Genomic DNA, 22,298 nt, shown 5'->3' with positions numbered 1-22,298 from the left:
CGAGTGGAGCCTTGATGACACCCCTTGAAACACTGCAAATCGACACCGGCGACAACCCGCAAACCACCATAATCTGGCTGCACGGTCTTGGCGCCAGCGGTCACGACTTCGAGCCGGTGGTTCCGGAGTTCCGGTTCTCGCGGGAGCAGCCCGTACGTTTCATTTTTCCCCATGCACCGGAGCTGCCAGTTACCATCAATGGCGGAATGGTGATGCCGGCCTGGTACGACATTCTTGCCATGGACGTCGATCGTAAGGTTGATGCCGAACAGCTTCGCGCGTCCGCAGCCATGGTTGCCGAGCTGATCCGGGCCGAGCGGGAGCGCGGTGTTGCCAGTGAAAACATCATTCTGGGTGGTTTCTCCCAGGGCGGTGCGGTGGCTTATGAGCTGGCCCTCAGCTATCCGGAGCGTCTTGGCGGCCTGTTTGCGCTGTCTACTTACTTTGCCACGGTTGATACCATTGAGCTGAGCGAAGCCAACCGCAAGTTGCCGGTATTTATCGGCCATGGTCGCTTCGACCCTATCGTGGCCGAAACACTTGGCCAGGCGGCACTTCGGAAACTTCAGGATCTCGGGTACGAGCCGGAGTATCAAAGCTATGGAATGGAACATAGCCTGTGCCTTGAAGAGGTAAGAGACCTGGACGCTTTCCTGTCTCGTTTGACCTCGGGAGACCGCTAACTCGGACGGGGACTCATCTTCCCCGTTCTATTCGCTGGCGGACTGGTCGGAGCTGTCCGATTCCGAACGACCTCTGCATTTGGGCTGAAGCTCTTCCTCAAGCCAGCGGCGTACCTCGTTGCGGTCTCTGCGCCGGTTTAGCTGCTCGCTGTGAATGTTGTGCGGGAATATTTTGGGTCTGCCATCGTGGCGCAAAGTGAAGCTCCGGCGCACACCTACGGGGTAGGTGCTGGGGCCGTGAATCACGGCTGCCCGAAGTTCAAATCCTGTAATGTCCTCGAAAAGATAGTCGCTGTCTTCGTCCTCGCTGTTCTTGCCGAGAATCACATTCCGGAACGAGCCCAGAACCAGGTAGCCACCGGAAGGCACCGGGCCTTGCCGCAGAGCATGCTGTACGTTGGAGTCATCCGGTGCGACGCTCTCGTATTGCGTAACCGTCAGGGTTTTCTCTTGCCCAGCCCGGGTATGCACCACAACCTGTACACACTGAATATGCACCGTTTCCTGCCCCATGTTCACCAGCAAACACAGTGCATCCGGGTTCTCGTTCTGGGCGTGGTGGATGACCAGATAGGGGCGGTTATTTCGTTTGTATTGCAGGAAAAAGAGCTGAAAGTAGACGATCCAGACAACCGCCATTATGGCGCTGCTGATCGGGCTGACGTAGTCCATTGGGGTAGCCTCCGGTTCCTGTTTTCGGAACTAACATAGCAGCCAGCCGGTCCAGGGTTCAAAGACATGGATTGTGACAGTCTGTTGAACACGGAAACGGTCTTGAGGTGTGTCAACACAGCGACACAAATCCTGCCTACACTGGCCGTGACGGATCGAAACCGGTCCCTTGCCTGAGTACCCGAAGAGGTTTTGCCATGAACCCGCATATGCTCGATATCGCACTTCCCGGAAACCCGAACCTGAAACTTCAAGAAGTCGCTCCTGACAGTGATGATCACAGCACGACCCACGAGAAGAACACCTCCTTTGAAATGATTGCCGAAGATGGCCAGGTGGTTGGTTACGTGAAGACCTGGCATGAATCCGACGGCTATTCCGGCTATGTTCAGTTTGATTCAGAGGGAAATGTTCTGGACTGGAAGGTGCTCCGGGATCGTCAGTAAAACTGAACAATTCCTGCAGAAGCTTGTGTTATCTATCGCCTGGCGCTGAGGCTAGACTGACCAAGACTACATAACGGCGTGAACCGGTATTGCAGTACGGTTTGCGTTGGTGGATCTGTCTATTCAGCAAAAGGAAACCTGCCATGTCCCTCAAGTTACAGACAATCATCTGCAGTACTCGCCCCGGCCGTGTAGGCCCCGCCATCGCTGAGTGGTTCAACGGTTTTGCCAACGAACAGGGCGGCTTTACAAGTGAGCTGGTGGATCTGGCGGATTTCAACCTGCCGGTTTATGACGAGCCCAATCACCCGCGTCAGCAGCAGTATCAGCACGAGCACACGAAAAACTGGTCGGAGAGTGTGTCCGGCGCGGATGCCTACGTGTTCGTACTTCCGGAGTACAATTTCTGCCCGCCGCCTTCATTCATGAACGCGATCAATTACGTCTACAACGAATGGAATTACAAGCCGTGTGCCTTTGTCAGCTATGGCGGTGTCTCTGGCGGGCTACGGTCTGCACAGATGGCAAAACAACTGGTGACCACCGTTAAAATGATGCCCATGGTGGAGGGCGTGATGGTGCAGATGCCCTGGGAACTTCTGGATGAGAATCGCAAGTTCCAGGCGACCGAGCATCATACCGGGTCGGCCTCGACCATGCTGGCGGAGCTGGCCAAGTGGGCCGAGGGAATGAAGCCCATGCGTTAAGTTACTGAGCGCTCTGATTCCCGATCATTATTTGCCACAATTCAAGCATAAAGCTTTCGGGATTCTACCTCCGTTGGTCGTTTATGGTGAACGCATACCTAACGACAACGGAGGTGAACCATGAGCACAGTAGAGCTGATTGAGCAGTGGCTGGAGAAGTGCGACCAGGCACATCAGGCGCAGACACGCTACGACCAGGACCCAACGCCGACCAACTATTCCCGGCTTAAAAGAGCGCAGGAAGAGCGCGGTGCGGTGGAGCGGCGAATGGCTCCGTTGGCGGGTGCATAAGGGGTTCAGCGTTATCGACATCCAGAACAACCTGGCCCGCTTCAGATGGGCTAATTCGAGCCCTTGACGCTACGCTACCTGTTGCATTAATTGATCTGGACTGATCTTTTCTGATGCAAGTTGGGACGGCATTGGGGCAGGCACATTGAGACAACTTATTCCGGATTCTGGTTTCACGAAACAAAAGCAACGGACGTTAACGTTGCTGATGGTCTTCTTTTTATCGGTCTTGTTGTCGGCCTGCGCATTGCCAATCGCTGACCGATCGGAGTCCAGCGCCCTGGACCTGGATGAGGCCGCCGATACCCGGCTCGGACAGGCCATTGCGCCGCAGCTGGAGAGCTATCCTGGTAATAGTGGCATCCATACCTTGGCAAACCCTCGGGATGCCTTCGCCGCCCGCGTGCTGCTGGCGCGCGCCGCCGATCGAACGCTGGACGTTCAGTATTACATCTGGCATGGCGATATAACCGGAACACTGCTGTTGGAAGAACTGCATACGGCGGCTGAGCGGGGAGTGCGGGTCCGGTTGCTGCTGGATGATAACGGCACCTCCGGGTTAGACGCCGAACTCGCTGCCTTGGCAAGTCATCCTTCCATTGAAGTACGACTCTTTAACCCGTTTGTGATCCGTAATCCCAAATGGTTGGGGTACCTGACGGACTTCTCGCGGGCTAACCGCCGGATGCACAACAAGTCATTCACCGCTGATAACCAGGCAACCATTGTGGGTGGGCGGAACGTTGGCGATGAGTATTTTGGTGCCACTGCCGGCGTTCTTTTTGCGGATCTGGATGTGCTTGCCATTGGCCCGGTTGTACCCGAGGTATCGAGCGATTTTGATCGCTATTGGGCCAGTGCCTCGGCGTATCCCGTCGAACAGCTGTTGCCCGACGCTTCCGATGCGGATTTGCGTGAGCTGGAGCGTCGTGCGCTGAAGCTTGAGAACGACCAGGCGGCGACAGACTATGTGAAGGCGGTTTCCGAATCCGATTTTGTGCGTCAGCTGCTGTCTGGAGCACTGGAGTTCGACTGGGCCAGAACCCGAATGGTCAGTGATAGCCCCGCCAAAGGGCTTGGGAGATCTGAAAGGGAAGATCTGCTGGCGTATAAGCTTGGCGAGATTCTTGGAGAACCCGAATCCCGGGTCGCATTGATTTCCCCGTACTTCGTGCCAACCCGGGCGGGTGTTGATGCGTTTGCGGCTTTGGCGAACAAAGGTATTGAGGTAAGCATACTGACCAATTCGCTTGATGCCACCGACGTAGCCGCTGTTCATGCGGGTTATGCCAAACGTCGCAAGGCTCTGCTTGAGGCCGGTATCCATCTGTATGAGATGCGGCGGCTCTCGCCTGATGTTGAACGGAACCAGAGTGCCGGGCCCTTCGGTAGTTCGGGCTCCAGCCTGCATGCAAAGACCTTTGCCGTTGACGGCGAGAGACTGTTCGTTGGCTCCTTCAATTTCGATCCCCGCTCGATCAACCTGAACACCGAGCTGGGCTTTGTGATTGAGAGCCCGGCGCTTTCAGAAAAGATCCACGAGGCCTTTGAAGAAAGCATCCCGTTGCGGGCTTACGAAGTTCGACTAACCGAGAACGGTGAGCTTTATTGGATAGAGCACGTTGATGGCGATGTCATCCGCCATGAGCAGGAACCCAATACAGGGTTTTTGCAACGCACGGGGATTTTCCTGTTGTCGATACTGCCAATTGAGTGGCTGCTTTGAATAAGGAAAAGACAATGAACTCAGCTGTACATCTCGGCTTTGCGCTGTCTCTGGTGCTTGGCGGGACTGCTGTGGCCCAGGAAGCGACACCGCTGTCTGCGCCGGACTCCACTCCAGACGCTCTCGGACTGATGCAGGGTTTTCCTCCGGCGCCCGACAAAATGATTCGCTTCACGGATCCGGACTATTTTGCCTTCCCCAAGCTGCGCTGGACGGTCTGTCATTTTCGGGAGCTGATGCCAACGACTGCGGTTCGTAATGGCAGTGAAGGTGTCAGTGAGCTTCCTGTAGACATGGATGCCGGCATAGAGGGGGTCGAATTCTTGCCCCTGGGAGGTAAGGCCTCAATGACCTGGCGCGATGCCTTTGACGCGAATTACACCGACGGCATCCTGGTTCTGCACCAGGGCAGGGTGGTTTATGAGCGTTACGATGGCTGCCTTGATGAGCACACTCTGCACGGCGCAATGTCCGTCACCAAGAGCCTGACGGGGCTTCTCGGCGAGGTGCTGGTGGCCGAAGGCAAGCTGGATGAAACCGCTTTGGTGGGAGACATCATTCCCGAACTGGGGCGCAGTGCATTCGGTGATGCAACGGTTCGCCAGGTTCTGGATATGACCACCGCGCTGGACTACTCGGAAGACTATTCTGATCCTGATGCCGAAGTCTGGACCTATGCCAGGGCCGGGAGTCCGTATCTGGTGAGCGAACAACGTGAAGGGCCTCGAAGCTACTTCGATTACCTGAAAACGGTCAGAAAAGACGGAGAGCATGGTGAAGCGTTCGGCTACAAAACCATTAATTCAGATGTGGTGGGCTGGCTGATCGCAAGAACGACCGGGGTTTCGGTTGCCGACTACTTTTCCGAGCGTATCTGGTCAAAGATCGGGGCAGAGCGTGAAGCTTTCTATACGGTCGATTCCATAGGTACTCCATTTGCTGGCGGCGGATTCAACGCCACGTTGCGTGATATGGCGCGAATCGGTTTACTCGTGCTGAACGAGGGTAAGTGGGCCGGCGAGCAGATTATCCCGGCCCAGGCGATTGCCAGTATTCGCAATGGTGGCGACCGGGCGGTGTTTGCCAAAGCCGGATATGAACTTCTCGATGGCTGGAGCTATCGTGGCATGTGGTGGGTCAGCCACGACGACCACGGGGCGTTCGCGGCGCGCGGTGTGCATGGCCAAACGATCTGGATAGATCCTGCTGCCGATATGGTCATCGTCCGCTTTGCCTCCAACCCGATTGCCGGCAATGCGGCGAATGATCCGACTTCCTTGCCGGCTTACCGGGCTGTGGCGGATTATCTGAAGAGTCAGGAGCGCGGTGCAGGGCCAGCGGGAGGGGCTTGATGGAGCGAAGGCATTGACACCTAAAACAACAAAGCCCGCACAAGGTGGGCTAACTCATTGAATTTATCGTGTCCGGTGGCGGCATTGTCGTGTCATCAAAAGGGTTTTCGCAAATCTTCTTGGGTATGCCAGTATGAAAAGGTTTTAAGCGCGGATTCTTTGATACGACTCCTACGGTTTGGACAAGCTGGTGAGTAGAGCCAATGGAGAATTGCAGCGACGGAGTTGTTGATTTCGTTCCATATCACTCTTAGTGAAAGGTGCGAAGCGTGTCACGTAAAAAAAGGGTGAGCATGGCATCGAAATCCCACTCTGCTACGGTAGGTAGTACCACGCAGTAACAAGCAGCATTCAAGGATGAAAACGCAAGATTCGAAGCAATCGGGACAGATGGACTCTGGGCTCTCTTCGCTCTTAATTTTGGCTCGCTTCCATCAGGTTGCTGCCGACCATGGGCAATTGAATCATCAGTTCGGGACACGGGGTGAATATTTCGGGCATTCGGAAATTGTCAGAGCCGCTCGCCATCTCAAATTGAAAGCCCGTACATCCTCCACTCAATGGGACAAACTGATTTCTTTGAGTCTGCCTTCAATCGCCGAGTCGAAAGATGGCTCTTTTTTTGTAGTTGGACGAATCGAAGGCGACGAAGTCCTTATACAAGACCCCGCCTCATCTGCTCCGGAGAAGCTCGCCAAGGAAGTATTTCTAGAAAGATGGAGTGGTAAGCTGATCCTCATCTCCAAGAGAAGCTTGCTGCCGGGTTTGGATGATAAGTTCGATATCAGTTGGTTTATCCCGGCCATCCTGAAATACAAACACCTTCTTCGCGACGTCATCATTGCCTCATTTTTCATTCAGCTATTCGCGCTTATTACCCCGCTCTTTTTCCAGGTAATGATCGACAAGGTGCTCGTTCATAAGGGGTTGACGACCCTGGATGTGCTGGCATTCGGCTTGATCGTGATTTCGGTGTTCGATGTCATCTTGAATGGCCTAAGAAATTATGTGTTCACCCATACCACCAACCGTGTGGATGTCACACTGGGTGCAAAGCTTTTCAATCACCTTCAACACCTCCCGATTGCCTACTTCATGAGCCGCCAGGTTGGTAACACTGTGGCGAGGGTTCGAGAACTGGATACGATTCGGAACTTCATTACGAGCTCTGCACTTACCTTGGTGATCGACCTCTTCTTTACCTTCGTGTTCTTCGCGGTGATGTATTTCTACAGCCCAACCCTCACATGGGTTGTGCTCGGTTCTATTCCTTTCTACATAGTGCTGTCAGTTGTTATCACTCCCATTCTACGACGACGTCTGGACGAACAATTCAAGCGCGGCGCAGAGAACCAGGCATTCCTTACAGAATCCATGTACGGCATTGAGACCGTGAAAGCTATGGCGGTCGAGCCGCAGATGCAACGCCGCTGGGAGGAAAATCTGGCGGCTTACGTGGCGGCATCGTTCAAAGCAACCAACCTTGGGAACATTGCCAACCAGTCTGCCCAGTTCATCAACAAGATCGTCACCGTACTCATTCTCTGGGTTGGAGCCACCCTGGTTATGGCGAACGAGTTGAGCATCGGTCAGCTCATTGCCTTCAATATGATTGCGGGTCGGGTTAGTGGCCCTATTCTCAAGCTGGTTCAACTTTGGCAGGACTTCCAGCAAGCGGGTATCTCTATTAAGCGCCTGGGCGACATTCTGAATACACCTGCTGAGCCCGGCCACAACCCCAACCGAACAACACTGCCCAGGATTAAGGGCGATGTTCGGTTCGACAACATCAGCTTCCGGTACGACCCGAACGCTCCGTTTGTTTTGCAGCAGCTGTCACTGGAAGTCGGCGCTGGTGAAATTGTTGGCGTGGTGGGGCGTTCAGGTTCAGGAAAGAGTACGCTGACCAAGTTGATCCAGCGTTTGTATCTCCCGGAAAGTGGTCGGGTTCTGATCGATGGCATCGACTTGTCGCAGATGGAGCCGGCTTGGCTACGCAGACAAGTGGGCGTGGTGTTGCAGGAAAATCGACTTTTCAATGGTTCGGTAAAAGACAATATCGCTTTCGTTGATCCTAGCCTGCCGATTGAGGAAGTCATCAAGGCCGCCAAGCTGTCCGGTGCGCATGAATTTATCGTTGATTTGCCGGAAGGCTATGACACTCCGGTGGGCGAGCAGGGCACAAGCCTATCGGGTGGCCAACGGCAGCGCATCGCCATCGCTCGCGCACTGATCACCAATCCCCGAATACTGATTTTTGACGAGGCAACCAGTGCGCTCGATTACGAATCGGAGCGTGTCATCCAGGAAAACATGCGAGCTATGTGTGAAGGCCGCACAGTATTTGTTATTGCTCATCGCCTGACCACGGTTCGCCATGCTGACAGGATTGTCGTAGTGGAAGCTGGTCAGATTGTCGAAAACGGCAGTCACGAATCTTTGCTGTTGCAGAAAGGCTATTACGCCAAGCTTTTCGATTATCAAAGCGCGTCCATTCCCATCAAGGGCGCGGCGCCTGAGCTGCCCGTTACAAAGCCGAGAGCGGCCAGCCGCGAACAGAAAATGGAGTTCGCTTTCGGGCCCGAAAAAGTCGGGTCGGTGAGGCTGACATGACACAGAAAAAAGACTCGCCAAGAAAACCTAAAGACGTGCTGTCTGAACGTGAGATCTATGAGTTCATGCCGGCGGCCATTGAAATTGAAAAAACGCCGGCCTCTCCCGTTGGTCGAATTATTCTGTACACCATTGTGCTTTTGTTCGTCATCGCTGTGCTCTGGGCAATCTTCGGAAAAATCGACATCGTGGCAGTTGCTCAGGGAAAGGTGGTGCCAAGCGAGCGCGTGAAGGTTATTCAGCCTCTGGAAACCGCAGCGATTGAATCAATCCACGTAGAAGAGGGGCAGAGCGTGAAGGCCGGCGAGCCACTGATCACGCTTAATACGAATATTACCGAGGCGGATGTGCGCCGTTTCAGCGAGCAATGGCGCAGTGTGACTCTTCAGCGTCAGCGGCTCATCGAGCTGGCGAAATGGTTCCAGCAGTCGGAGCCCTGGAGCCCGGCTCTGCAATCCAATGACCCGGATATCCAGCCTTATCTGGCGCAGCAGCGTGAGCTTTTGACCCAGGAAATTGCCGAGCTTGAAGCCAGTGTTCTCACCATCGATCAGGAGACAGAGCGCCTGGTAGCAGAGCAAGAGATGGTACAGGCAGAAGTCAGAAAAAGTCTGCGACTGCTGGATGTCCTGAACGAGCGCGTTGCCGTCTACGACCAGCTTCAAAAGCAAGGAACCGGCTCTCGGATGGAGTTCCTGGAAGTGAAACAGGAACAGATCGAAGTTGAGCAGAACGTGTCAGTGCAGCGTGCCAAAGCGAATCAGTTGAGGGCCAGTATCGCTGCAAACCGATCCCGGCGCGAAATGATGATCTCAGAGCGGTTCAAAAACACTTTGTCTGAGTTGCAGGTCCTGACGGTTCAGGAGGCAAGTTTGAGAGAAGAGCTGCTCAAGGCGCGACAGCGAAGCAGCCAATATGTGCTGAAAGCGCCGATTGACGGCACCGTCCAGGAGTTGGTGGTAACTACCATCGGAGGCGTTGTGACGCCCGCACAGGAGCTGATGAAAGTTGTGCCAGAAGGAAGCAGCGTAGAGGTCGAGGCCCGGTTTTTGAACAAGGATATCGGGTTTATTCACCCTGGCCAGTCCGCAGAGATCAAGGTGGATACTTTTAATTTTACCAAGTATGGGGTTATCGACGCTGAGCTTTCTGATCTTTCCAACGACGCCATTCAGGATGAGCAACTGGGGCTGGTTTATAAGGCTCGGCTGAAACCTGCCAAGTCGTCTCTCTCAATCAATGGAAAGTCTATTCAGCTGTCACCGGGCATGACGGTGACCGCAGAGGTAAAAACTGGGCAGCGCCGAGTAATTGAGTTTTTTCTTTCGCCGCTGCTGAGATATAGAGAGGAAAGCCTTGGGGAAAGGTGAAAGGTGATTCAAACGAAAGAGGTCATTGCCCTAAAGAGGAGAAATTGATTGAACTTCAAAGAATTAATATTTTTGGTTTTTGTTTGCCTTCCTCAGTTGTTATTTGCAGGTAGTCAGATTGAGCTGAACAAAGCTGCGTTCTCAGCAATCAAGAGTGGCGATGTGGAGGCTGTTCGTGAGCTTATAGATCAGGGGCTTGATCCGAATTTCAGGCTTGGCGGGTCAAATAATGTTTTGCTTCAAGCTGTGTTTTACGAACAGCCAACTATTCTTTCTGAGTTAATATCTGCCGGTGGGAATGTTGATCATAAACTTGATAGAGGTATGTATTTCGTAAATTTTGTCGTTAGTCGCGACAACTTCGAACTCTTGAAATTGGTTCTTAAAAAAAGAATGAACCTAAATAAATCGATGTACTTTGGGCAGTTTACAATTTTTACGAATATGCTTCGTGATGTTGATGAGAAGACGCTTGCGTACATTATTGAAAATTCTGAGGTTGATGTTAACTATATTCCAGAAAATGGTTACTCGGCATTATACCTGCTGTATGAAAGGGGAGAGTGCGGTCAAGAGTGCATAAAGTTGCTTTTGAAGAACTGCGCCAACCCGATGCTTGAAATAAAAAGTGGAGAAGTATCATTTAGAGATTATGTTAGTAAAAAAGAAGACTATGAAGTTTTAAATATTATTGACGATATTGCTTGTTAGAAGGAAGAAGAGCATGGATGCGAATGAATTAAAAAAAATGCAGCTTTATCAAATCAATATGCAGATTCAACTGACTCAATTATCAATGATAGTGAGCGCTGGCGGTCAGCTGTATCAGAATTCCGGATTTTCGGGTAGCCCGATTGGTGCGTCGACAAAAGCAATAGCTACTTCCAGTGCTGAATTGATCAAGAAAGGATATTCGGAAGGGTATGCTGACCAAACAGCTGGAGCCTTTTTCGATTTGGGCGGAACCATGGAATCTTTTCTCACAGAGGGGCCGACAGACGTAAACGTATTCAATGAGAATCTCGAGAAGTCGATCCCTCGGCTCTCAGGGCTGCAAGAGCGACAGTCAGAGTTAGCAGCCGAGATTACAGCATCAGGGAATGGAGCGTCTCCGGAGTGGCAAAAACACATTGATACGGGGAACGAGCTAGGTCGCGATCTTAGAGAGGCGATTGGTAAGTATCAGGAGATAATGAAAGAGCGAAATACCCTTCAGGAGTTGGTAAAAGAAGCGGAGGAGGCTGCTGCCGAAGCTGGGGGGAAAGAGGATTTCCCAAGAGAATATGAAGACTGGAATGAGCGTTTAGTAGAGCTTGATCTGTTGGAACTTGAAACTCTTGCCGAGTTTGAGAATGCGGCAGGTAAATACTCAAAGCATTATGGACTTGACGAGGCATCAGATCCTTCTGAAGGTCAGGAGTCGGAGGGTGCTCAAGGTGGTAAGGCCGGTGAAACAGCAAAAACAGGCAGCGAAGGGGCTGATCGCTTTGTACCGAGAGATCCTCTGGTTCTTGACCTTGATGGAGATGGTATAGAACTAACAGGGTTGAATGAGAGTGATGCGTACTTTGACCTGGATGGAGACGGGTTTGCTACTCGAACTTCATGGTTGAGTGGAGACGATGCATTTTTAGCTTTGGACAGGAACAATGATGGAATTATCAATGACATTAGTGAGCTGTTCGGTAGTCCCCAAAAAACTGGTTACGAAGAACTGTCTGAGCTGGACAGCAATGCGGATAGAAGGATCGATAGCAACGACTCAGAGTACTCTAGTCTCCAGGTATGGCAAGATCTCAACGGCGACGGTATTAGTCAGGCCAGCGAACTAGAGTCGCTCAGTGAGGCTGGGATATCTAGTATAAGTCTCAATTACGAAAACGTTTCTGAGCAAAGCAGTGGGGATGCACAGGTCGCGAGAAAGGGGAGCTTTAAATGGGCGGACGGATCCGAGGGTGTTGCGGCCGAAACATCTGGTATTGCCGCAGATGTTTTGTTTTCATCCAATCCCACATTCACGAGATTTGTGGGTGATGTAACACTTGACCCTCAAGTTCTCGCGGTTGCAAATATTAAAGGATATGGTCAGATTCCGGACCTTCATCAAGCCATGAGCCTTAATGATGACTTGAAAACTTTTACGTTGGACTTTTTAGCGTCCACAAACTCAAAAGATTTGGTGACACGGTTTGATGAATTTTTATTTAAATGGGCCGGTGTTGAAGAGGTAACTCTCGAAGAAATTGATCCAGACCATCAGCTTGAAATAAATCAGACTTCTGGGCTAGTTGACTTTGATCTAGCGGGTGAGTCTTTTTCACTGCAAGAGCTGGGGCTACTGAAGCAGTACTCAGGTTTAGAGCAATTGCGCATCGGTGATGGCCAGTGGCGTGAAAATGGCAGCATCGTAACTACTGGAGGGTATTACCGACAGGCGTACAATGAGCTGTCCCGAAATCTCCTCGCTAAGTTAGCAGTTGCAAACAACATGCTCTCCGATGTGGCGACCGGGCTCGAATATGATGCTACAACAGATAAATTCACAACGACTAAAAGAATTGATGTCGCATTGTTTGATGACCTGCTTGCTGGAGCAGCTTTATCGCAGGGCAATGAGGAAGCGCAGCTAAAGCAATGGCTTACGATTACTGCGATAGTGGAAATAGAACCATCCAGTTTAGGACATCTAGCTGAAGCGCTGAGTCAGCTTCAGAGGAGTTATAGCGAAGAGTCGCAACTAACCTCGCTTTTTCAGAATCCCATCATTGAGCTCTTGGATTTTCAGCATGGAACTTCGGCTTCGGACTTCTTCGGAGGTGATGGTTCTGAAGACATTTTTCTTGGTGGTAAAGGAAATGATCACCTCCATGGCGCCCGTGGTAGTGATTATCTCTTCGGCCAAGACGGGGATGATTTATTGATAGGTGGTGAAGGGCAGGACCAATTATTCGGGGGGGCTGGAAAAGATGATCTGGAGGGTAGTGGTGGTGACGACACTCTGATAGGGGGAGAAGGCAGAGATTGGCTCAAAGGTGGCAGCGGTGACGACGAGTTGAAGGGGGGCTCTGGGGCCGATTGGTTACAAGGCGGACAAGGAAGTGATTCCTATTATTACGAGCTTGGCGGTGGCCCAGATAGAATCAGCGAAACAGGTGAAAGAACTAGAAGTGGCTCTGAAACAGATCGCTTGATTCTGGGTAGCAACATTCGCCCAGAGGATGTTGCACTAGAACAAGAATGGTCTCGGTTGGTCTTGCGATTCACAGGGGCTGATGGCGACAAAATCGATATTGAAGAGTACTTTGAACTTGTTGATGGCAAGCCTCTGGTTGAACAAATTGAATTTTCTGACGGAACGATCTGGCGACTAGAAGACGTGATTAACCGGTTACCCGGTGGAACGGCTGGTAGAGATAGTCTCTATGGTGTAGACGAGAATGACAGCTGGTTGGCCGGTTATGCAGGGCAGGATAGGCTGCTCGGTCGCAGCGGTGATGACGTGCTGATTGGGGGCGCAGATAGTGATGAACTCGACGGAGGCCTGGGCGATGACACCTATGTGTTCAACCTCGGGGACGGCAGGGACACGATCAAAGCAAAGGCGACAGATGCGGGGCATGACCGTATCGCGTTCGGGCCTGATATCAAGCCTGAAGATATTGCTTTTTCACGACCCGATACTGCGAATAAGTTCCTGGTTGACAGAGATAAGCTGTTCATCCATTTCAAAAACAGTCCCCATGATCGAATTCAGATAAATGAGTTTTTCGACCTCGCCGATGGTAAACCTGCGGTCTCCGAGTTCGTCTTTCAGGATGGCACAGTATTGGGCCTTGCAGACGTTGTGGCGCAAACGTTCACGCCGTCCGATGGGGATGACAAGCTTTTCGGGCTCGATGGAGGTGACGATTTCAGAGGAGATGCAGGGAACGATCTGATGTACGGCGGCGAGGGCGCTGATGTTTATCGCTTCGGCAATTCTGATGGCGTGGATACGCTTTCCGATGATGACGACAGTTCGGTGATTAATACCCTTCGCTTTGAAAGTGGCATTGCCCCGCAAGATGTCACGGTTCACATCGATCAGCACGGGCGTCTACTTATTGCCTACGACAATGGCCAGTCACTCATTGAAACGGATGCAGTCATTACCGCGGGGGCATTCGAAACCCGGAACTCACTCTTCGATGTCCGTTTTGCCACGGGAGAAATCTGGACGCCTGAGGACCTTCTTGTCAAAGCAGAGCACCTGATCGGCGAGGCAGACATTAAGGAAAGCACGGCAGGGGACGACTTGTTTTCTATCGACCACGTCGATGATTTGATCAATGGGGATATGTCTGGCGAGGATACCATTGAGACCACGGTGGATTTTGTATTGCCAGAGGGGGTGGAAAACCTCTCCCGGACCGGTTTCCTCCGGAACGGTTTGCTTTTGGGTAACTCGGATGACAATCGCATCATCGGCGGACTGTTGAATGATACCTTGGACGGCGGCGGAGGCGCGGATGTGTTAGCTGGCGGAAGAGGTGATGATGTCTACCGCTGGAGCGCTGATCAGTCGGGATCCGAGATTATTGAACATGCGGGGGAGGGGATTGACAGGGTCGTCATTAATTTGAAGGGTATTTGGAATCTTGATGGCACTCTGAGTGAAATGAGGAGTGACTTCCACCAACATTGGTCGGGGGATCAAGTTTCTAATTTTGTTCTTCCGGATAATGTTGAAAACATCACCGTAGTAACTTCGAGCTTCAGCTATGACGCAGAGGTACATGGCAATGCCTTGGACAATGTCATCTTCTATGACGAGGCAGTGGTGGGCCAGGACGGCGATATGTGGCTCGAGTCCAACGCTGCCTGCGACGATCTTACCCTGATGGGCCACGGCGGTGACGATACTTTGATCAGTGACAACCGTCATGCTGGGCGAACCAACGTGGTACTCGACGGCGGTATCGGCAGCGACAGCATGATTGGGGGGGCAAGTAATGATATCTACCGAATTCGCGCTGGTGATGGGCACGATGTAATCGACGCTTGGGGCGGCAATAACCCAGACGATCGAGATATCCTAGAGTTTCAGAACCTCGATCTTTCAGATCTGACGGGGCAACTGGATTGGGATGTGCCGCTTGATCGACCATGGACGGCTCACGATGATCTCCTGATCAACATTGGTGGTGAAGATCAAAGTGTTCGAATTGATCGTGGGTTCATGCCGGATGTGGTGAGGTTCGCTTCTTCAACTTCCAGTTACGAATTCAGTGGCCAAGAGGTTAAGGACTGGTTGCTACAGTCTGGCAATCGTAAGCCTATGCAGGTTGGTGAAGTGCGGAATCGGTCAGTTGATGAAGATGAGTCCTTCTCTCTGAGTCTGCCAGACGATGTATTTCGTGACTTTGACCAAGGCGATTCTATTTCACTCAGTGTGCGACAGGCGGATGGTAGGCCCTTGCCATCGTGGCTGACGTTTGATCCGACAATGCGAGCTCTCTCTGGCCTGGCGAGCCAGCAAGAGGTGGGCGCATTGCAGTTAGAGCTGGTCGCCACAGACAACCATGGAGCAGAAGCGACAACGAGCTTCCAGATCTGGGTGAATGAGCAAAATGATGCCCCCACAGTGTCAACTGAATTGTCTCCCCAGACTGTTGCCGAGGACAGTCTGTTTGAGCTGACGTTACCTGCCAATCTATTCGAGGATGAGGAAGGTGACTCTCTGGCCATCGAAGCACGCCTTGCCAATGGCGATGCATTACCGGGATGGCTTTCTTTTGATGGCCAGACGTTCAGTGGCACGCCGGAAAATGGTGCGGTTGGTCAGTGGCACATTGAGATTGTTGCGACAGAGGGGGCTACAGATTCACACGAGCCGGTCGGCAATGATGTCATCGTTGAGGGGGATGCTGGCTCTTCAGAGAATTCGGTCTCTACATTGTTCAACCTAAGTGTAACGAATACTAATGACGCTCCTGAGGTAAGTGGTTCCATCAGCAATCTCGCCTTGGTGGAGGGGGGAACCATCGATTACCAACTGCCTAAAGGGCTGTTTGCTGACCCTGATCTAAACGATGCTCTCACCCTTAGTGCAACATTGGAGGATGGTTCACCGCTACCCGCCTGGCTGAACTTTGATTCGGTGAGCGGTCGATTCACTGGCACAGCCGCTGGTGTCGGCTCATTAATGGTGAACGTCTTTGCGACAGATACTGCGGGAGCTCAAACGAGTGTTTCGTTGACGGTCGATGTCGAGAGTGCGGTTTCATCAGAGTACGATCAGATTTTTGAGGCTTCGGTTTCGGGCGGCCAGCTAGTGGCTGGATCTGGAAATGATTTAGTGCACGGTTTGAGCGGCAATGACGTTCTTTTCGGTATGACTGGAGACGACCAACTGGAAGGCGGCGCTGGCTCTGACCAAATCTATGGCGGCAATGGCAGCGGTTCCGGCAGTGGCAACGACACACTGATCGGCGGTGATGGCAATGACATCCTGGTCGGCGAAGACGGTGACGATTCGTTGGCCGGTGGTGCTGGTAATGACAGCTACTACTACAAAGCAGGCCAGGGCGTTGATGTCATTGACAACACCGGAGGTGGCTCTGACGGCGTGTTCTTCCTGGATGGCCTTGATCGCGGTCGCCTGAGTTACCATCAGGATGGCAATGATCTTGTCATTCTGGTCGACGGGGATCTGCAGCAACAAGTGCGCGTCACAGATCACTTCCTGGGTGGCGAACATGCCATCACCTACATCCAACCAACCGATGGCGGCAATGCCATCATGGCAAGCCAGCTACCGGGCATGCTGTCAGCGATGCCAAGCGAAGGTGGTGGCACTGGCGGCGAAACCGACGGTGGTTCTGAAGGTGGAGATACTTCGGGCGGTGGTGATGGCAGCGGCTCCGGCACAGCCCCGGGCACCACCCCGACGCCGGAACTGGGTGGCGACGATGTTCTCACCGGAGCTTCTGCCAACGACATTCTGATCGGCGGTGTTGGCAACGACACCCTAAGAGGCGGTCAGGGCAATGACCAACTCGAAGGCGGCGTTGGCGATGACACCTATGTGTTTACCGGTGGTCAGGATGTCCTCAAGGAAACCAATGGTACAGACACACTGCGTTTCGGCGCGGGTATCACCTTTAACCAAGTTGCATCCGGGTTGATGAAATCCGGTGACGATCTGGTGTTGAAGGTCAACGGTGGCCCGGATCAGGTGACACTGACCGGCTTCTTCTTGGGCGGTGGTGCTGTGGTCGAGACCATTGAATTCGAGACCAGTGGCCAGATTACGTCTGATCAGATTTTCGGGGCCTTTGGTATGTCTGAACCCACACCTGCGTCGGATTCCTTGCAGGCGACTGAAGGCACATCCGGTGACGATTCCGATCTATCGGGCAGCGCCAGCGCCGATCTGGTTCAGGGCTTTGGTGGTGACGATGTGCTTTCCGGTGCAGCAGGCAACGATGTGCTGGAGGGTGGAAATGGTCATGACAGTCTCACCGGCGGGCTAGGCAATGACACGCTCAAGGGTGGCCGCGGAAACGATACTTATCTGTTCAGCTCTGGTGATGGTCAGGATGTGATCGACAATACTGGTGGCGGTAACGATACCCTGCGTTTTGAGGATATCTCCTTCAACCAGGTGGCCAGTGGCCTTACCAAGTCCGGCAACAATCTTGTGTTACAAGTGGGTGGAAGTTCAGATTCGGTCACTATCCAGAACTTCTTCTCAGGCGGCGACCAATCCATCGACCAGATTGAGTTCGGGCCAGGTGGTCAGATCACCTCAAGCCAGGTCTTCGGTGCCTTTGGGTTGAGCGATTCTGACCCGCAAGGGTCGCCGGATTACCAAGGGCTGCCGGATCAGCGCAGCTTCGGGAATCTGGTGACGGGTACTGCCTCTGCCGATAACATTCTGGCGTCCTCCGATGCAGATTTCATTAATGCAGGTGCCGGGAATGACACCATCACCGGTAACCTGGGCGATGACTATCTTCTGGGCGGTGAAGGTAACGATTCCTACCAGTTCGCAAGTGGAGACGGCCAGGATACCATCAATAACCTGTCGAATGGCGCTGGCGACGACCAGCTGCACTTTGCGCCAGGTATTGATGAGTCGCAGATTTGGTTCTCTCGCGATGGTGATGATCTGGTCACCAGCGTGCTTGGCAGCGATGATCAGGTTCGCGTACAGGACTGGTTCAGCAATGATGCCCAGAAACTGGATAGCATCCACACGGATGACGCATCCATCACTGCAAACCAGTTGGAGCAACTGGTGACGGCCATGGCATCGTTTGGTGACCCGGCAGCAGGTGAGGTTACGCTTACGCCGCAGGAAGAAAGCCAAGTGCAGTCGGCAATCGCCAGTTCTTGGCAGCCGAGCTAAGTGGGAGTGGCTGACCAATTATTGTGGTTGGCCCTCTTAGTTCTTTGATACTGAAAGCTCTGAGAATTCTCAGGGCTTTTTTGTCATGGATAAGGAAAAAGCGCGCCATCGTGATTGATTTTGTCGGATTTTTCTAGATTTAGGATAGTCAAAGGCTTGTGGGGCGGAAGTTATATTTCGCTCACGGCTTGCTTGAGTCGAGGGCAAGGAAGGAAAGGCGATAAAAATTTATCTGACAGACCCGGTTTTAGGGTAAAAATCCCTCCTGATAGTTCGGTAACCTTACCGAACTATCATTTTTCCGTCTGAAAGCTCAGTTTGATAGTTCTGAAAAGCTAACAACAGGGATTCCTTTTGCCCCAGGGATTTCGGCACCGCTTGTGTTTTATGTTCTGTTCGGTTGTTCGGTGTCTCGCAATGTTCGTTCGGTGTACCCCCCCCCTTAAGGGGGTACCGAACATGCGAACCGAACTGAACCACCCCAGTGCTTATCCCTGAAATTGTGGAGCCGGGGAAAGTTTGAAGATGGTCACGAACCGCGCTCAGCGACCCCCGTGGTGATGAGTTTATCGTAGAAAGGACCCTTGGCTTTATGTCCGAATTTGGATGTTCTGTTTGAGTGATAGAGGCTGAAGTGTTTGGTGAGTTTCAAGTATTTTGCTATACAAGTCAGCACTTCCTTCAGACCGTACAGATATCACGAGAACGTAGGGTAGTGGAACAACATGAGCTCCTGCACCTGGCGCTTGCCCACGTTCCCGCACGCCGTGCTGGATATCAAAGTACGGCGTATCAAGTTTCTCGCTGAGGCACGATTCGCTGTGATACAAGCAAGTTTCCCATTTATGAGCATCATCCCTCGCCTCTTGCTCAGTCCGATAAATATTCTTCATTGAGAAAAAAGCTTTCGTTTTAGACGAGTTTGGGTGAAAAGTAAGCGTCAAACCGTTGCGCGTGTAGTGGATTGGGTGTTCCGGATCAACTTGGCTAGCAAAGCAGAATGTTGCTCGTATCTGTGTTTTTGGGCCTAAGTTCTCTGTAGGTGGGCATGGAATAAAGGCCCTCAGGACGTCAGTTGGGTCAACTTCGCCTTGATAGATAATTGTCGCTTCATCATCATCGCTGTAGATAATTTGGTCTAAGTTTTCCCTTATTCTTCCCCAGCCGATTTCAGCTCGATCTAATTTTGGGTCCCTTTCTGCGTGATGGATTGCCAAAGCTTTTGTTGCCAGTGGAGTAAGTGGGTGGTCTAAAAGCGCCTTAATGCCTATACATGTTCGCAGCGCGAGAGGGGTTGCATAGCTTGTTCCTGCGACATTCACTATATTATTCTGAATCGGCGAAAAGGTGCTGAAAGGTTCTTTGCTGCTACCACCGAAACAAACACCGTCGGGCTTCACTTTTCCGGGGCTTCGACCGGGACCAACGCAGCTGTATGGAGCCCTGGCCCATCCGTTGCCAGATATGTCAGAAGAACCAATAGATAGAGCATTAACCAGATCGGAAGGTGGCTGTATTCTGTTTTGACCAGCTAACTCACCATCATTTCCTACGGCTACAGCAGCCAATGGGTATCCGGTAGAAAGGATCTCCTCGAGTGTGCTGGTCCAAACGTGAACTTCATCATCTTCAATCGGAATGCTCGGGCCGAGGCTCAAATTTATGAAGTCGTAGGAGTTCTCCTTAATAGCGACAGTAATTCGGTCTAGAACATCAAAAAGATCATCTTCTTCTCCGAGCGCTGGATCTAGGACGCGGTAGTGATCGATATTGCAATAAGGTTGCTGAAGCTCTTTGTCCTCCACTTTTCTGCCGAATAAAATCGTAGAGGTTACTTCTCCCCCGTGGGCTAGAAACTGAGGGTTTGTTGTAGATTCATCTGAATAAACGAATTCTTCAACCCACCTGTTGAGGTGCTGTGCTCCAATACCCCCATCGAAGACAGCGACGTTCAGTGTTGAATCCAGGGCGTCGGAATCTGGAAGCTCAAAGTGTGGGTTAGGGAACTCGATTCTCCTGATTTGTGGCTCCATTACTCGCACTTTGGGCATAGGTCGAATAGCCCGTAACATCGAAAATTCAGCGACGTTTCTAACCTGATCTTTTGGGACATTCGCCGAAAAAAAGGTGAGTTCACCCACCTTTCTGGCTTTCCTCACCTCCCCATTAAATAGCTTCAGGTAATTGAGAAAGCCCTCGCTGACATCTCCCATCCCATTCGGAGAGTGAAGAGCGATTTCATATTTGGTTTCATTCTCTTTAGCCTCACCTCGAATTTTCTCCTGTGCATCATAAATTACGAGGTCCTCGATCTTCATTACGTCTTCTTTGATGCCGTTTTCTAATTTCGCATCGTCGAGAGCGCTAACAATTTTCTCAAATTCTGCGGGCGTGCCAGCAATATAGTATGCAGCCGTAAGCAGCTTTTTATCTCTTTGCTTTTTCGTTGCGGGTTTTCTCGGTCTTATCGAGACAGGTTTGCTGCCGATGTCAGTTAACTCAAACTTTTTGAGAAGAGCCTTGGGGTAGTACGACTTTGCGAGATAGGAAGGGTGGACCGTTAGTTTTGCTACTAGATTACCGTTATACAGTGCGCGTTGATCCAGCTCCCTACTCTGAGACACTAATTGGTTTAACTGCTGTTTGAGTCTAGCCTTGGCTTCAGTAAAGCTATAAGGATGAGCCTTCTCTCCACCGCCGGATTTCCGTGGCATCTTCTTTGTTAAAGTCTCGCCGTAGCCGATTAAAATGTTCTTAGGCATTATTATCTCCCTCTTGCCACTTTTTGATCACTCGCCTGACTGTAGGTCTGGATATCCCTAGTTGACTGGAGATCTGAGTCTTATTCAAACCTTCTGAATGCAGTTTTAAGATTTCAGAGTCTCTGGCGTCTCGTTCGGAAATGTTCTGGCTCTTGAGGCCAAACGCTTGACGGATGCTTTCGTTATGATCAATTTCATAGAGAAGTGCTGCTTTCTTTGCTTTATGGAGCATTCTTTCAAGAGAAGAGTAGGATTTTTCTGTGTATACACTTGCGATCTCGTTGGACGTTTTTTGGTCAACTTTCCGGTCGGTAAGAAATCGCACCACATCTGTTTTATTCGGTGGCGAAAAGTGTAATACGTGGTCAAATCGTCTCCAAATTGCTGGGTCAAGCAGCTCTCCGTGATTCGTCGCTGCAACCAGGATTGACGTGTGTGGCCAGTCATCGATGGTCTGCAAAAGCACGGTGACCAATCTCTTTAGTTCTCCAACATCAGAATCATCACTACGTCTTTTTGCTATTGAGTCGAATTCGTCTAATAAAAGCACGCACTTTTTCGATCGTGCATAATCCAACACAGACTTTATGTTGTTGCCAGTTTTACCCAAGAGGCTATTTATTACGGTTGTGAGATCGAGAGTTATTAGGGGGAGCTCAAGTTCTGAGGCAAGCCATCTGGCTGTCATGGTTTTGCCTACTCCTGGAGGTCCCTCTAATAGAAGTGATCGAGCAGGCTGAAGCCCATGACTAACAAGCTTCTGTTCATTTTGACGCTCAAAGACGAACTCTTTGATTGTCTTTGCAATCAAATGATCCCAATGCGGCTTATTGGCGACAACTGTTTCCTCCTCCCTGACCAAGCTTTGTCGTGAGTCTTGGTCAACAGGGAGGTGGTTTGATGCGGGCTGCCATTCGGCAGGTTGTCGCCTGATAGGGGTGGTCTTGAGCGTGCGAATAATAGCCTTTGCTAGCTCGGGGTTGTTGTCTTTCGAAGCCTCCGCGACTCTTCGAGCCCTCATTTGAAAGCTTCGTATATCGTGTTTGAGGCCGTCTTTAACTAGATCTACCATCAATTCGGTAAGGTTCATAGCTTTTCCGGAAAGTCTTAGGTAATTTTCGGAAATTGTGGTCTATGAATGGAAAAAAGTCACGGATAGGTGGAAAAAAATTCCGTAAGGCTGTGGAAAGCTTGAGGATGGGTTTCAATCAGTGCTGAACCCTGAATCACAACGAAGGGGGGGATTTGCTTACAAATCTGGTTTCCAGAAACAACAAAGCCCGC

At 51.5% G+C, this 22,298-nt stretch carries 13 protein-coding genes; 10 read left to right on the top strand and 3 right to left on the bottom strand.

What is annotated here, in order from left to right:
* Window positions 1–14: 14 nt before the first annotated feature.
* Complete coding sequence (locus Q674_RS28885) at window positions 15–683, top strand: alpha/beta hydrolase (RefSeq protein WP_023008654.1); 669 nt, start codon at window positions 15–17, stop codon at window positions 681–683.
* Window positions 684–710: 27 nt separating this feature from the next.
* On the opposite strand, the gene Q674_RS28880 is transcribed toward Q674_RS28885, so the two are convergent.
* Entirely contained in the window at window positions 711–1,355 is a 645-nt protein-coding gene (locus Q674_RS28880) for a hypothetical protein (protein ID WP_023008653.1), read from the bottom strand.
* Between the two features lie 197 nt (window positions 1,356–1,552).
* On the opposite strand from Q674_RS28880, the gene Q674_RS28875 reads away from it, so the two are divergent.
* From Q674_RS28875 to Q674_RS28845, 9 genes are all read left to right on the top strand, one after another.
* On the top strand, window positions 1,553–1,801 hold the full coding sequence (locus Q674_RS28875) for a hypothetical protein (protein WP_031210043.1): 249 nt from the start codon (window positions 1,553–1,555) through the stop codon (window positions 1,799–1,801).
* A 143-nt stretch (window positions 1,802–1,944) separates the two neighbouring features.
* On the top strand, window positions 1,945–2,508 hold the full coding sequence (locus tag Q674_RS28870; RefSeq protein WP_023008651.1) for an NADPH-dependent FMN reductase: 564 nt from the start codon (window positions 1,945–1,947) through the stop codon (window positions 2,506–2,508).
* Window positions 2,509–2,628: 120 nt separating this feature from the next.
* Window positions 2,629–2,799, top strand: a complete 171-nt coding sequence (locus tag Q674_RS41205; RefSeq protein ID WP_023008650.1) for a hypothetical protein — start codon at window positions 2,629–2,631, stop codon at window positions 2,797–2,799.
* 208 nt (window positions 2,800–3,007) lie between these two features.
* The gene (locus Q674_RS28865; RefSeq protein WP_031210041.1) at window positions 3,008–4,525 is read left to right on the top strand and encodes a phospholipase D family protein; all 1,518 of its coding nucleotides are present in this window, start codon (window positions 3,008–3,010) and stop codon (window positions 4,523–4,525) included.
* A gap of 14 nt (window positions 4,526–4,539) precedes the next feature.
* Complete coding sequence (locus Q674_RS28860; protein ID WP_023008648.1) at window positions 4,540–5,877, top strand: serine hydrolase domain-containing protein; 1,338 nt, start codon at window positions 4,540–4,542, stop codon at window positions 5,875–5,877.
* A gap of 357 nt (window positions 5,878–6,234) precedes the next feature.
* The gene (locus Q674_RS0120710) at window positions 6,235–8,490 is read left to right on the top strand and encodes a type I secretion system permease/ATPase (protein ID WP_152526062.1); all 2,256 of its coding nucleotides are present in this window, start codon (window positions 6,235–6,237) and stop codon (window positions 8,488–8,490) included.
* The gene (locus Q674_RS28855; protein WP_031210039.1) at window positions 8,487–9,860 is read left to right on the top strand and encodes an HlyD family type I secretion periplasmic adaptor subunit; all 1,374 of its coding nucleotides are present in this window, start codon (window positions 8,487–8,489) and stop codon (window positions 9,858–9,860) included. The genes Q674_RS0120710 and Q674_RS28855 overlap by 4 nt, the downstream gene beginning before the upstream one ends.
* Before the next feature lie 48 nt (window positions 9,861–9,908).
* A complete protein-coding gene (locus tag Q674_RS28850) occupies window positions 9,909–10,571 on the top strand; it encodes an ankyrin repeat domain-containing protein (RefSeq protein WP_023008645.1) in 663 nt (220 codons plus the stop codon).
* A gap of 13 nt (window positions 10,572–10,584) precedes the next feature.
* Window positions 10,585–18,252 (top strand): putative Ig domain-containing protein, encoded by a 7,668-nt coding sequence (locus Q674_RS28845; protein ID WP_152526061.1) that lies wholly within the window; start codon window positions 10,585–10,587, stop codon window positions 18,250–18,252.
* A gap of 590 nt (window positions 18,253–18,842) precedes the next feature.
* Here the strand turns inward: Q674_RS28845 and Q674_RS28840 are convergent.
* Together Q674_RS28840 and Q674_RS28835 are read right to left on the bottom strand one after the other, a co-directional pair.
* Window positions 18,843–21,014: a S8 family peptidase gene (locus tag Q674_RS28840; protein ID WP_023008641.1), complete on the bottom strand. Its 2,172-nt coding sequence runs from the start codon at window positions 21,012–21,014 to the stop codon at window positions 18,843–18,845.
* Window positions 21,007–22,104, bottom strand: coding sequence for an AAA family ATPase (locus Q674_RS28835; protein ID WP_023008640.1), 1,098 nt, complete (start codon window positions 22,102–22,104; stop codon window positions 21,007–21,009). Before Q674_RS28835 ends, Q674_RS28840 begins: the two co-directional genes overlap by 8 nt.
* Window positions 22,105–22,298: the final 194 nt, after the last annotated feature.

The sequence above is a fragment of the Marinobacter sp. EVN1 genome (genome assembly GCF_000475375.1).
Lineage (GTDB): Bacteria > Pseudomonadota > Gammaproteobacteria > Pseudomonadales > Oleiphilaceae > Marinobacter > Marinobacter nauticus.
This window is presented reverse-complemented; position numbering and strand designations above follow the sequence as displayed.